The sequence below is a fragment of the Nonomuraea sp. WAC 01424 genome, from assembly GCF_003947315.1.
GTDB lineage: Bacteria > Actinomycetota > Actinomycetes > Streptosporangiales > Streptosporangiaceae > Nonomuraea > Nonomuraea spiralis.
Genome location: NZ_QHHZ01000012.1, coordinates 241941 through 254093, shown reverse-complemented (window position 1 = coordinate 254093; position 12153 = coordinate 241941). Strand labels below are relative to the sequence as shown.

Here is a 12153-nt window from a genome sequence, read left to right as displayed (position 1 = left end):
AGAGGCGGTTTACGCGCTCAGCGCTGCTTGAGCCGGGCCGCTTCCTTGCGGTTCTCGGCCTGGACGGTCCGCTCCCGCTCCAGCCAGTCCGGGTTGTCCGCCTTCAGCGCGTCGATCTCGGCGGTGGTGAGCGGCTCGGTGATCCCGCCCCTGAGCAGCCCGGAGATCGAGACCCCGAGCTTCGCGGCGATGACCTGCCTGGGATGCGGCCCGTTACGCCGCAGGTCGGCGAGCCACGCGGGCGGCTTTGCCTGCAACTCGTTGAGCTCGTCCCTGGAGACGACGCCCGCCTGGAACTCGGCGGGCGTGGCCGAGAGGAGGACACCCAGCTTCTTGGCCGCCGTCTCGGGCTTCATCGTCTGGATGCTCTTCGGTTTGGACGAGGTCATGGCCCCAAGCGTAGCCAGTCGGACCGGTATCCCTGACATCGATACCCTGTGGAGGTGACTGACGAGACCGGCAACACCTTCCGCCTGGCGTACGTGCCCGGGGTGACCCCCGCCAAATGGGTCGGCGTCTGGGCCGAAAGGCTGCCCGACGTGCCGCTCACCCTGGTCACGGTCCCGGCCGGGGAGGCGGTCGGCCTGCTGCGGGACGGCGCCGCCGACGCCGCGTTCGTCAGGCTGCCGGTCGACCGCGACGGCCTCAGCGTGATCCCCCTCTACGTCGAGACCACGGTGGTCGTGGTGCCCAAGGACCACGCGGTGGCCGCCGCCGACGAGGTGACCGTCGCCGACCTGGCCGACGACGAGGTGTTCCACCCCCTCGACGACACCATCGAGTGGACGGCGTCCCGCCCGGGGCAGCCCGCGTTCACCCGTCCCGCGACGACGGCGGACGCGATCGAGATGGTGGCCGCAGGCACCGGCCTCCTCCTGGTCCCGCAGTCATTGGCCCGCCTGTACCACCGCAAGGACCTCATCTACCGCCCGGTGACGGACGCCCCCCAGTCCCAGATCGCCCTGGCCTGGCCCACGGACGCGACCACCGACCTGGTGGAGGACTTCATCGGCATCGTCCGCGGCCGGACGGTGAACAGCTCCCGAGGCCGTACCCCCGCCGCCGCCCCCGCGGAGAAGCCGGCCCGGCGGCAACCTCAGAAGCCCGCCCAGAACCGCTCCGCCCGCCGTGACGTCGCCGCCAACCGCCGGCGGAAGGGCCCCCGCCCCCGCTGACCACCTATCTGATGATGAGACCGGCATCGGCGAGAACGGACAGGAACAGCCCTCCGCACAACAGCGCCACGGGCCATACCTTCTGAGTGAGGGCGACCAGGATCCCGGCGAGCAGCGCCAGCAGGGCGATGATGGTGAGGGCGTCCATAGGAGTGTTCCTGCCCGTACGACGCGATCTCAGGCCGCGATCAGAGCTCACCGAGCCGAGGAATGATCTCGCTCAGCACCCAGAGCGCCAGGCCGAGCGCGAGCAGATTGATCCGCGCGCCGCCGATGTTGAACGCCGACAACACGAAACAGGCCAGAGCGAGAACGAGCAGAAGAAGAGTGATCATGCCGGCTTCCACTTCTGTAGCTGGGGTGGTCGCACAGCACTACCCATGATCATCGAACATAGGCACTCGACGTGGCGGCGTCCGCACGCCGCTCCCTAGCTCGTGTGCGTGCACCCCGGAGCCGTACGACGGGCGACCCCGGCGAGCACCAGGTCGAGTTCCGCCAGCGTGTCCTCCAGCGCGGCACGCTGGTCCGGGGCGCGTGCGATGTCCAGGGCGCTCTCGCAGATCCCCCCGTACAGCAGCGAGGTGGCGGGGTCCAACGGCCGGTCCGGGATGCACCCGGCCTCGATCGCGATGGCCAGCCCGCGCCGCATCTGCTCCTTGCACCCGGCCTGGATGTCTCGCATGGCGGTCCAGCCGAGCGCGCCCGGCGCCTCGACCAGCGTGATCCGGCGTACGCCGGGTTCGAGGGAGGCCTCCAGCAGGCGCCGGCACCCGGCCGACACCCCGTCCCAAGGATCCGGCTGGGCCTGGAACGCCTGCCGGACGAGCGTCGCGAGCGCCTTCTGGTCGGCGGCGTAGACCTCGCGGAAGATGTGTTCCTTGTTGCTGAAGTGATGGTAGAACGCGCCACGTGTCACGCCGGCCCTGGCGCAGATCCCGTCCACCGCGGTGGCGGCGAAGCCGTCGCTGATGAAAAGCTCGCGCGCCGCCGCGACCAGGGCGGCCGTGGTGGCCTGGGTGCGCTCGTGCTGGCTCCGTCGTACGTTCGTCTTCTCTGCCACCCGCGTACTTCCTCCTCTTGTTCTGCACCTGGCCGATCACGGCACCAGGGGTTTCGTCGTTGCGGAGTGCCATCGGCCCCTGTCCCGCGGCCAGGCCGGCCCCTCATCCCTGGATTCGTCGCGTCCGATCAGCTGTACGGTCCGGCTCGATCAGGTGATCCAGCAGGACCTGGCCGATGTCGGCGAGTTGCCGCAGTTGTTCCGGGGTGAGCAGGTCGATCAGGTGCTCGCGGACGCTGGCCACGTGCTCGGGGGCGGCGGCCAGGAGCGCGGCGGCTCCGTCGTCGGTGAGCCGGGCCAGCCAGCCGCGCCGGTCGTCGGCGTAGTGCTCCCGGCGCACCCAGCCCTTCTGTTCGAGCTTGTTGACCGCGTGTGAGATGCGGCTGGGCTTGGAGTTGGTCCAGTGCGCCAGCTCGCTCATGCGCATGGTGCGCTGAGGCGCCTCCGACAGCAGGACGAGCAGCTCGTAGTAGGTGGGCGGCATGTCGGCCGCGGCCAGCAGATCGCGCTCCAGGCGGTCGGTCAGCAGGCGGACGGCCAGTCCGAAGGTGCGCCAGGTGTGCTGTTCGTCGTCGGTGAGCCATCGCGTCATGGAAGCGATCGTACTTGAAGGTTGCGTGCTGAAATAAAATCAATGTACTGTCGTGCCGAAATTTCCAGTACTGAACTAAATGTGAAGGCGGGCACGACCATGTATCCGAGCGAGCTCACCGGCGCCTACACCATCGACCCTGCACACAGCCGGTTCGGCTTCGTCGCCCGCCATGCGATGGTGACCAAGGTGCGCGGCAGTATCCCCGTCCAAGAGGCCACCGCCCAGCTGAACGCCGGCAACCCGGCCGCCTCCACCGTCCGCGTGGTCCTCGACGCGACCGGCATCCACACCGGCAACCAGCTCCGCGACGACCACCTGCGCACCGGCGACTTCCTCGACGCGACCGCGCACCCCCACATCACCTTCGACTCCACCTCCGTCAAGCACCTCGACGGCGACAGCTTCGAGGTCACCGGCGACCTGACGATCCGCGGGACGACCCGGCAGATCACCGTCCCGCTCGACTACGCCGGCACGGCCGTCGACGCCCAGGGCCTGACCCGGGTCGGCTTCGAGGGCAGCACGGTGATCAACCGCAAGGACTTCGGCATTACCTACAACGCCGTCCTGGAGACCGGCGGCGTGATGATCTCCGAGAGGATCACACTCGAGTTCGACCTGTCCGCCGTCAAGACCGCCTGACCAGATCGACGGGACCTGCCGGTCAAGCGCGGCGCCGGACAACGGCGCCCGCCGGCGATCCGGCCCGACGGATCGTTCTCGCCGCGTACGGCCAGGGCGCGGGTGGGCGGCAGGTGGCCGATCTTCACCTCGGTCACCTCTCTTCACGGGTTCCGCGCCGAAACGGCACACCCGGCCGCCCGATCCGGCAGGGAGCCGCCTGGTCCGTGCCTGTCCGGGACGCGTACGCGGGTCAGAGCAGGACGTCCGCCAGTTCCCGCGGCGCGGTGACCATGGCGTCATGGCCGACATCCAGGACGGTCGCCGCCCAGCCGTGCTCCTCGGCCAGCCGCGGGAACGGCATCGGACCGCCGGGTGTGCAGATGACCGCTCGGCACGGGATCGTGTCGACGGCCCCCGACAACCGGGTCGGCTCGGAGAACGTCCGCCGCGGGTGGGCCGTCAGCCGGGACTCGACCCATGCCACCTGATCCGGTTCCGTCACGCCGACGGTGGCCGCCGAGGAGGGCGGCATCATGCCGTTCACGGTGGCCGACTCGATCCAGTCGAGGAAGAACGTGGGAGCCAGGTCTTCCAGCGACTCCCCGTCCCGGGCCGCCCAGGCGTCGATCATGACGATCCGGGAGACACGTTCCGGGGCGCGGTCGGCGGCCTCGCGTACGACCAGACCGCCGTAACTGTGCCCGACGAGCACGACCTCCCGCAGATCCTCGTACGTCAGCAGGCCCAGCAGGTCGTCCACGTGCGTCCGCAGCCCGATCCCGGGATCGGCCAGATGGGCGCGCTCGCCGAGACCCGTCAGCGTCGGAGCGTGAACCTCGTGACCGGCCTCCCGCAACCGCGCGGACACGTGCCGCCAGCACCACCCGCCGTGCCAGGCCCCATGCACCAACACGTACGTCGTCACATCGCCACCGCCTTCGCCCTTGCGTGGGCCCGGCCCGTGTCAGCGGGCGTGCTGTGCTGTTGCGTCACTGCTCCTCCTCAGTTCAGCTCGCCGACGGCGAGCACGACCTTGCCCTTGGTACGTCCCGAGCCGAGGAGCTCGTGCGCCTCGACCGCCTCCGCCAGCGGGAACACCGCGTCGACGTGCACCGTCAACCGCCCCTCCGCCACGAGTCCGGCCAGCGCGGCGAGCCCGGCGCCGTCGGGATCGACGAGGTAGGCCTCGGCACGCACACCGAGTTCGCCGGCCCGCTCGCGCAACCCGGGGGTCCAGGCCGCCTGCGCGCTGACCAGGACGCCGCCCGGCCGCAGGCACTCCAGCGCCTTGAGCCCGGCCTCACCCCCGAACATCTGCACCACGACGTCCATGTCACGCGCCGCCGCCGAGACCTCCGCCGTGGTGTGGTCGATCACTTCGTCCGCCCCCAGTCCGCACACGAAGGCATGTTTGGCGGCGCTCGCGGTGCCGGTCACGTGCGCGCCGCGGGCCTTGGCGATCTGGACCGCCAGGTGCCCCACGCCCCCGGCCGCGCCCGCCACCAGGACCCGCTGTCCCGGGACGACGGCGGCGACCTCGGTGAGCATCTGCCACGCCGTCAACCCGGCGAGCGGCAGCGCCGCCGCCCCGGTGAAGCCCAACCCCTCCGGCATACGGGCGAAGTGGCGGGCGGGAGCGGTGACGTACTCGGCATAACACCCCGCGGCCCGGGGGAACCACGGCATCCCGAACACCCGATCGCCGGGCCGGAACCGCGTCGTGCCGTAACCGGCGCTCACCACCGTCCCCGCGACGTCCCAGCCGTTGATGAACGGCAGGCCGAGCACCCGGTTGTACACCTGCCCGCGGCGCGTGAAGACGTCCACCGGGTTGACCCCGGCCGCCATGACCCTGACCAGCACCTCCCCGAACTCCGGCACAGGCTCCTCCACCTCGACCACCGCCATGGCCTCGGCCTCTCCCCACGCCGACTGCTGCACCGCTCGCATGACCGCCCCTCCCGGAGTGATGACGACAAGGATGATACATACATACACCATGTACGTAAATGCGAGCAGTCGCCCATGCCCAAGCCGGACTCGTGCACCCCCGCAACATCCCCGACAGGCGCGTGAACCGCCCGGGAAGAGCGCGCGCCGAGCGTGTCAGCAGGTTGCGAAGTTACGACTTCCGGCGCCTGCGCTGCCGGCGGGGAGCGCGCCCCCGCCGCCGCTCACGACTTCAGTTCCAGCCTCTTCCTCGACGCACCCGGGAACACGACGACCAGGTGCTGCTCCTCCCCTGCGTCGACCCGCACGTAGACGCGCAGCCGGTAACGCCCCTTCCCCGCGATCGCCAGGTTCGGCATCGGAGCACCCGCGCCCACCTCCCCCTCGCCCTTCTCAGGCACGGTGAGCCGACCGCCACGGCTGACGATCGGCACCTCCATCACCTGATCCCACCCGGCCGTCCGCGATGGCGGCGCGGCGCGAAGGGCCTTCACCGTGAGGCACAGATCACTGACGTCCCCGACGTGCCCGATGAGCACCGCGCTGCCGGCCACCCCGATGAGGGCGTTGTCGTCGTAGGACCTGTCCGTCGCCAGCTCCGCCATCTCGTCGACGACTTCGTCCTCGGGGTCATGGACCAGATAGCCGGGATCGCCGTCGACGAACAGGAAGTACTTGGCCGTGGCCTGGACGACACCCTTCGTCCGGGGCCACGGGTCGCGGCACTTCGCGTTCTCCTCGGCGGTGTAGGCGGTGTCCGCCGCCGCCGTCTCCGCGGTGGACCGCAGCAGCTCGGGACGGGTCGCGCCGACGATCTCCGGACAGACATAGACGAGGTCCCACGAGTCCACACCCCAGGCGGGCCGCGCGCTCCCGGCCCGCGTCAGAATCGCCTCCTGCTCGTCACGGTCCTCCGTACGGCACAGCACCCGCCCGTACGCGAGGATCGCCTGGTCCGACAGGCTGTCCGGGAACATGGGCGGGCCTCCGCCCTCTGTACTCCGCGCCCGGCACAGGAACGCGGCGTCGCGTTCCGCGGGTTTCAGATCGCCGAAGCCGGGCCGGTCATAGCAGTCGATCGACCAACCGCTGTAGGTGAGATACGCGTTCTGCTCCGGGCTGATCACCACCATGATCGGCAGTACGGCCATGGCCGCCATCGCGACGCGGCCCACCGGCCGCCTGGCGGGAGGAGGCTCCGCCGGAAGCCTCTCGGCGGACAGTTCACGAGCGGTCGCCACGATCCACACGGTGCTGACGAGCCCCACCGCGTCCATCAGGACCAGCATCGCCGCAGTGCCGCTGGAGATCCTTCCGATGAGAACGTTGAACGGGAGCACCAGCGCGTAGGCGCCCACCGACCACCATCCGGCGATCAGCGTGCCACGGCTCCACCGGCCGTCACGCCACTGCCCGATGACGGTGACGACGGTCGCCGCCACTCCGCCCAGCATCAGGCCCGGTTGAACGAGGTCGCCCGATCCGAGCTCCGGGAGATCGAGTTCGTCGAGCAGTTCGTTGGCCATCCCGGTCAACTCGACCGCGAACAGCACTCCGGCCACCGCGCGCAGCACGCGGGACCGCCAGCGGATGACCAGCAGATAGAGGACGTCGATCGCGGCCCACAACACGAGCTGGAACGCCGCATCGACCGAGCCGGGCAGCAGCGCGATCGGGTACCACAACACGAGGGCGACCGCCGCCGCCAGACACAGCAGCCGGCGCAGCGCCTTCTCCCTGCGGTCCAGCGATCCCGGCACGGGGGCGCGCAGGATCAGCCACAGGAACGCGGCCTTCACCGGGACAACCAGGAGCAGCACCACAACGGTTGGGGCATCAAGCCCGCCACGCGCGTAGAACTCGCCATAGGCCGGCGGCGACCATTCAACGGCCACCTAGAGCCAGGCGTCGCCGAGCACCAGCCCCACAACCGCCGCCCCGAGAACCAGCCCGACTAACGCAACCCTAAGAATCCGCCATAAACCATCCGACAACACGGAACGCGATCTTAGTCCGACACTCCCCCGCGATTTCACCACCGAATGCGCGGAGGGTTCGCGACCAAACCGAAGCCCGAACTCTCAGCGTTCAGCAGCAACCACGAAGCCGACCCCGAGACACCATCCGACCAGACTCGACCGAAGCTCCCCGAACGGGATCCACGTGTACAGCAGGGCGGGCCTGACCAGGCGGACCAGCGACGTCAAAGCACGCGCGATCGCAGGAACGTCAAATCGCTCTCAGCACCATTCGCGGCAAGCTTGAACGTCGTAGCGGAAGCACCGTTTCGCCCCGCCAACAGCGCCGTTCACTACTTGAGGCGCTCGCGCCCCTTGTCCGTCAAAGACGCCAGGTGTACTGCCACCCCGAAGGTGGTGAAACCCGACCTGGCCGCATCCGTGAACCCTGCGATCACCGCCTCTGACGGAAAATCCTTGACCAGGACGTCATAAGCCGCGAAGTCGTGGTCCCGGATAGCGGCGAGGACCATGTTCGTGGTCAACTCGGAGCGATTCACGATCTCCTCCAACAGGTCGTCTTCCCCCCTTACAGTCCCACCGTCTGCCGAAGCCCGCCACCCTTAACGACCTTCCCAGACCCTCCGATCCGCCACCCAGCGCCCGCGCGCCGGCGCTTGCAGACTGCACACCAGGTGACGTGGCCCCGACCAGCAGACTCGTCAAGGTCGCGGGAGATGAACTGCCGGGCCTGTCGCAAAGGCTTGCCGCTGGCGGCGTGCATGTCACACCCGCAACGGCGACCCTGCGCAGAGCTTCGGTAAGGCCATCAGGGTTGTCCGGCAGGGCTGCTGTCTCCCACTGCGTGCGATCATCAACGCATGGATTCCGCCTCCGATCGCGGCACCACAGCTGGGGCTTCCCTCTTGGCCATCGCAGCCCTGCTCGCGCTCGCCCTCTACGTACTGCTCGTTTGGGCGATCTGGGCCGCCTGGGAGCCGTCCGCGGCGTGGTTGCTCGGATCATGCGTCGCCGGCCTGATCGTGCCAGGTGCCGGGATGGCCTTGGGGTGGGCGATCGCGTCACACAGAGGACGCGGCAAACAGGTTGTCGCGGGGACGGGGCGAGGGGCGGCGGGCGCGTGGCTCCTGCTGCTCGGCTCCATCGCACTCCAGTGGTTCAGGATGCTGGACAACCTGTAGCCAGGCGTGCGACGGCTCAGCATCCATTGTCCCCTCCTTCGACGCCTTGGAGGCAGGGTGGACAGGCGTCACAGGCACCGCTGGGAGCGGTAGGCCTCATGGGTCCGAGTACCTCGAAGCGAGGATGTGAAGAGAAGGACGCACGCTCGGTTACTTCGTGCCGACGCGCCTTCAGGAACATCGCCAGCTCTTCATCCGTGGCTCTCAGTCTCCTCAGAGGGCAAGCTGGACAGCCACTCGTCGAGATCATCCCGCAGAGCCTTCACCTGCGCCCTGTCCAACACGACAGTGGCCGACGCTTCCAGCCCCGGCTCCCTCCCGTTGTAGCCGTCCATGGACAGCCGGAGGTACGGCAGCGGCGGGCCCGCCTCGTCGACATCGACGGGTTCCACGCCGTAAGCACACCAGGGCGGGATGTGGGCGGTGCTGAGGTGCCCATGCCGCCGCGGATCGGGCTCAATGCGGACATGGGAGCCGAGGTAGGCGATCGGCGACGGCAGACCGTCGGGGCAGTCGTCGGCCATCAGCAGGCGAGTACAGTAGATCGACATCGAGCCTCCTAGGCATTCGGCATAGCGGTGGCGAACGTCTTGAGCCAGACGAACCCATACTCGTCGCGAAAGTCGATCCGTTCCGCGCATACTTCCTCACGCCCGCCAACATGCGCACACCGCTGCACACAGCGGAACAGGGGCAGTTGCTCGCTCTCGGCGAGAGTGTCACTTCCCTCAGGACGACCCGACGATCTCATCCGAGCCCTCGTGATCGCCTGCTGCACTCCCGGTGCTCGCCGACCTCACCGCACCGGCCTGGCCCGGTGTCGTACGCCGATCGCGACTGTATGTCTGGACCCCAAAGCCTGTGGAGCCAGACGGACACACGATCGTTCGCCTCAGCTTCAGAACGACAGCTTGAACCCGTCGTGGCTGCGAACGAAGCCGAGGGAGCCGTAGAAGCGATGGGCCTCGGTACGCCGCTTGTTGCTGGTGAGCTGCACCAGGGTGCATCCGCGGGCCCGTGCGCGTTCGATCGCCCAAGTGATCAGCTCACGCCCAAGTCCTGCCCCACGTCGATCGGCACGCACTCGCACCGCCTCGATCAGCGCCCGCTCTTGCCCATGTCGTCCCAGCCCAGGGATGTACGTCAGCTGAAGACAGCCAAGAACCGTACCGTCTCCGTCGTCCAGAACGATCATCTCGTTCCGCTCATCCGCGTCGATGGCCTTGAAGGCACACTCGTACGCCTCGTCGACTTCAACGGTCCGGGGATCAACGACGGTGTCCTCATCAGCCAGGAGCGCGATGATCGCGGGCAGATCCCGGCGCGTCGCAGTACGAATTATCACGCCACAGAGCATGCCAGGCACCCGAGCACGGCCGAGCGGCGCTCCTCAGAGGCAGCGTCATCGTCGGCGTCTCAGGAGCCTCGAAGATCTCATGCAGCGTTTGGGACACGCCTCGGTCCGGGCCGCGCCGATCTGCCGGCACAGCACTACGGAGGTAGACCGAAAGATCGCCAACGGCACGAAGCCCCGTCTCCAAGATGGGAAACGGGGCTTCTTCTGCTGGTGGGCGGTACTGGGTTCGAACCAGTGACCCCTCGCTTGTAAGGCGAGTGCTCTACCGCTGAGCTAACCGCCCCCGATCGGCACTACACCTTACGACACCAGAGGGGCCGATCGCACATCCATCGTCCAGCCGGGGCCCAGTTCCGGGCGGCCGGCTGCTCGCCAGCCCAGCAGGGCAGCGCCCAGCATGCCGGCGTCCACGCCCAAAGCCGCCGGTACGAGCGGAGGGGCGTCGCGGAAGGCGAGGTCCTTGACCAGGCGGGTACGTACGGGGTCGAACAGGGCGGGACCGGCCTCCGCCAGGCCGCCGCCGAGGACGATCACCGAGGGGTCCAGCAGCAGCGTGTACGTGGCCAGGGCGAGTGACAGGGCCTCCACGGCCTCGTCCCACACCTCTATGGCGATCGGGTCGTCGGAGGCGACGACCTGCTCGGCGCGTACGCCCTCGACGCCCGCGCGCTGGCTGTAGCGCCGGCCGACCGAGGCGGCCGAGGCGTACGTCTCCAGGCAGCCGAACTGACCGCACGCGCACTGCTCGCCGTCGGGGAAGACGGGGGTGTGGCCGATCTCGCCGGCCCAGCCCGAGGAGCCGCCGTACGGGTCGCCGTTGATGATGGAGGCGCCGGCGATCCCGGTGCCGATGGGGAGGAAGAGGAAGTCCGAGACGCCTTTTCCGGCGCCGAGGATGCTCTCGGCCAGCCCGCCGGTACGGACGTCGTGGCCCAGCATGACGGGGATGTCCAGGGTGGTGAAGTTCGTGGCGGGGACGTCGCGCCAGCCGAGGTTCGCCGCGTAGACGGCCGCGTTCTCGGAGACCAGCCCAGGGACGGCCAGACCGACGCCTGCGGGGTCGCTGTCGCCGGAGGCGGCCAGATGGCCGATGAAGTCGGAAATGGCGGATACGACCGCCTCAGGGCCCTCCTCGCGAGGGGTGTGGCGGCGCTCGCTCAGCAACACCTCGCCGGACTCGCTGACCAGGCCGCCCTTCATGGACGTGCCACCGACGTCGAGTGCGACAACGAACGAACTCATAGCGGACACGAAAGGAGACGATAGCGCAGGTCAGCAAATGTCTGAAAAGACGCTTGAGAATCTCTCAGGCAGGAGGGGCTGGGACGGCGGGCGGTGGCGAGCTGGAAGCTCGGCGGGGGCGGTTTCGGGCAGGTGCCGGACGAGGACCGTCCGATCAGGCTCTGCCCAGCACCCGGTTCAGCGCCGCCTCGACCTCGGCCGACAGCCCCGGCGGAGCCCCCGACCCCACGTACGCCCCCGACTCCCCGAACCCCTCCGGCGTCCTGGCCATCCGCACCGCGCCGCAAGCGCGGCACTCGATCTCCCCCAGGCGGCAGATGAGCGCCGTGGACCCGCAGGTTGCGCAGGAGTCGAGATCGAGGTCGTGCAGGCGTTGACAGTCCGGGCAGATCAGCACCTGGGACTCGTTGCGCACCCCGCGCTGCCACGGGCTGGCGCCACGTACCGGGTCGGTCTGCCGGGCCCCGCATCGGTAGCAGGGCATGGTTCCCTCCGAAGTCAAGAAATGTCGGCGAGTGCCTTGACGTAGTCGGCGACGTCACGTGCCGAGGAGATCGGATTGACCACCGACCACCGGATCACGCCCTCGCCGTCGATGACGAAGGTCCCCCGACGTGCGAGCCCCTTCGCCTCATCGAACACACCGTACGCCCGGGCGACCTGTCCATGTGGCCAGAAATCGGAGAGTAGGGCGAATCCGTAACCTTCCCGATCGGACCAGGCACGCAAGGCGAACACGGAGTCGACGGACACGGCGAGCACCCGCGCGTCGAGAGGCTGGTCACGCAGCGCGGTGAGCTCGCCCTCGCAGATCCCGCTGAAGGCAAGCGGATAGAAGACCAGCACCACCTTCTCGCCCCGAAGACCTGACAGTCTCACCGGGGCGCCGTGCTGGTCCTGCAGCTCGAAGTCCGGAGCCAGTGCGCCGACCTCGGCAGGATGTGCGTTCACAGCCACCATCCTGCCGTATCGGCCGGCCTCGGAGTT

The 12153-nt window shown here is 68.8% G+C and carries 17 protein-coding genes and 1 tRNA gene; 3 read left to right on the top strand and 15 right to left on the bottom strand.

Going from position 1 to position 12153, the window contains the following annotated elements; translation table 11 throughout:
• Positions 1 to 17: 17 nt before the first annotated feature.
• Positions 18 to 389, bottom strand: a complete 372-nt coding sequence (locus DMB42_RS31850) for a DUF5997 family protein (RefSeq protein ID WP_125639949.1) — start codon at positions 387 to 389, stop codon at positions 18 to 20.
• A gap of 54 nt (positions 390 to 443) precedes the next feature.
• Here DMB42_RS31850 and DMB42_RS31845 point away from each other — a divergent pair, with 54 nt between their 5' ends.
• A complete protein-coding gene (locus tag DMB42_RS31845; protein ID WP_125639946.1) occupies positions 444 to 1175 on the top strand; it encodes a LysR family substrate-binding domain-containing protein in 732 nt (243 codons plus the stop codon).
• Positions 1176 to 1179: 4 nt separating this feature from the next.
• On the opposite strand, the gene DMB42_RS53510 is transcribed toward DMB42_RS31845, so the two are convergent.
• The 4 genes from DMB42_RS53510 to DMB42_RS31835 all read right to left on the bottom strand — a co-directional run bounded on the left by DMB42_RS53510 (position 1180) and on the right by DMB42_RS31835 (position 2830).
• Positions 1180 to 1323, bottom strand: coding sequence for a hypothetical protein (locus tag DMB42_RS53510; protein WP_185844957.1), 144 nt, complete (start codon positions 1321 to 1323; stop codon positions 1180 to 1182).
• Between the two features lie 40 nt (positions 1324 to 1363).
• Positions 1364 to 1510 carry a hypothetical protein gene (locus DMB42_RS53505; protein WP_185844956.1) on the bottom strand — a complete coding sequence of 49 codons (147 nt, stop codon included), beginning with the start codon at positions 1508 to 1510 and terminating at the stop codon, positions 1364 to 1366.
• Positions 1511 to 1605: 95 nt separating this feature from the next.
• Complete coding sequence (locus tag DMB42_RS31840; RefSeq protein WP_125639943.1) at positions 1606 to 2238, bottom strand: TetR/AcrR family transcriptional regulator; 633 nt, start codon at positions 2236 to 2238, stop codon at positions 1606 to 1608.
• A 103-nt stretch (positions 2239 to 2341) separates the two neighbouring features.
• A complete protein-coding gene (locus tag DMB42_RS31835) occupies positions 2342 to 2830 on the bottom strand; it encodes a MarR family winged helix-turn-helix transcriptional regulator (RefSeq protein WP_125639940.1) in 489 nt (162 codons plus the stop codon).
• A gap of 81 nt (positions 2831 to 2911) precedes the next feature.
• Here DMB42_RS31835 and DMB42_RS31830 point away from each other — a divergent pair, with 81 nt between their 5' ends.
• The gene (locus tag DMB42_RS31830; protein WP_260478062.1) at positions 2912 to 3475 is read left to right on the top strand and encodes a YceI family protein; all 564 of its coding nucleotides are present in this window, start codon (positions 2912 to 2914) and stop codon (positions 3473 to 3475) included.
• Positions 3476 to 3707: 232 nt separating this feature from the next.
• Here DMB42_RS31830 and DMB42_RS31825 read toward each other — a convergent pair whose 3' ends face one another.
• From DMB42_RS31825 to DMB42_RS31810, 4 genes are all read right to left on the bottom strand, one after another.
• Positions 3708 to 4382 carry an alpha/beta fold hydrolase gene (locus DMB42_RS31825; protein ID WP_125639937.1) on the bottom strand — a complete coding sequence of 225 codons (675 nt, stop codon included), beginning with the start codon at positions 4380 to 4382 and terminating at the stop codon, positions 3708 to 3710.
• Positions 4383 to 4459: 77 nt separating this feature from the next.
• Positions 4460 to 5407 (bottom strand): NADP-dependent oxidoreductase, encoded by a 948-nt coding sequence (locus tag DMB42_RS31820; protein WP_125639934.1) that lies wholly within the window; start codon positions 5405 to 5407, stop codon positions 4460 to 4462.
• A gap of 224 nt (positions 5408 to 5631) precedes the next feature.
• Positions 5632 to 7227: a hypothetical protein gene (locus DMB42_RS31815; protein ID WP_125639931.1), complete on the bottom strand. Its 1596-nt coding sequence runs from the start codon at positions 7225 to 7227 to the stop codon at positions 5632 to 5634.
• A gap of 491 nt (positions 7228 to 7718) precedes the next feature.
• Positions 7719 to 7937: a hypothetical protein gene (locus DMB42_RS31810; protein WP_125639928.1), complete on the bottom strand. Its 219-nt coding sequence runs from the start codon at positions 7935 to 7937 to the stop codon at positions 7719 to 7721.
• 309 nt (positions 7938 to 8246) lie between these two features.
• Here DMB42_RS31810 and DMB42_RS31805 point away from each other — a divergent pair, with 309 nt between their 5' ends.
• Entirely contained in the window at positions 8247 to 8567 is a 321-nt protein-coding gene (locus DMB42_RS31805) for a hypothetical protein (protein ID WP_125639925.1), read from the top strand.
• Positions 8568 to 8758: 191 nt separating this feature from the next.
• On the opposite strand, the gene DMB42_RS31800 is transcribed toward DMB42_RS31805, so the two are convergent.
• From DMB42_RS31800 to DMB42_RS31775, 6 genes are all read right to left on the bottom strand, one after another.
• Positions 8759 to 9118: a hypothetical protein gene (locus tag DMB42_RS31800; RefSeq protein WP_125639922.1), complete on the bottom strand. Its 360-nt coding sequence runs from the start codon at positions 9116 to 9118 to the stop codon at positions 8759 to 8761.
• 347 nt (positions 9119 to 9465) lie between these two features.
• Positions 9466 to 9912 carry a GNAT family N-acetyltransferase gene (locus tag DMB42_RS31795; RefSeq protein WP_260478061.1) on the bottom strand — a complete coding sequence of 149 codons (447 nt, stop codon included), beginning with the start codon at positions 9910 to 9912 and terminating at the stop codon, positions 9466 to 9468.
• Positions 9913 to 10132: 220 nt separating this feature from the next.
• Positions 10133 to 10207 (bottom strand) — tRNA-Val (locus DMB42_RS31790).
• A 17-nt stretch (positions 10208 to 10224) separates the two neighbouring features.
• Complete coding sequence (locus DMB42_RS31785; RefSeq protein WP_125639916.1) at positions 10225 to 11166, bottom strand: ROK family protein; 942 nt, start codon at positions 11164 to 11166, stop codon at positions 10225 to 10227.
• Positions 11167 to 11320: 154 nt separating this feature from the next.
• On the bottom strand, positions 11321 to 11650 hold the full coding sequence (locus tag DMB42_RS31780) for a hypothetical protein (protein WP_125639913.1): 330 nt from the start codon (positions 11648 to 11650) through the stop codon (positions 11321 to 11323).
• A gap of 14 nt (positions 11651 to 11664) precedes the next feature.
• Positions 11665 to 12126: a peroxiredoxin gene (locus DMB42_RS31775; protein ID WP_125639910.1), complete on the bottom strand. Its 462-nt coding sequence runs from the start codon at positions 12124 to 12126 to the stop codon at positions 11665 to 11667.
• Positions 12127 to 12153 lie beyond the last annotated feature (27 nt).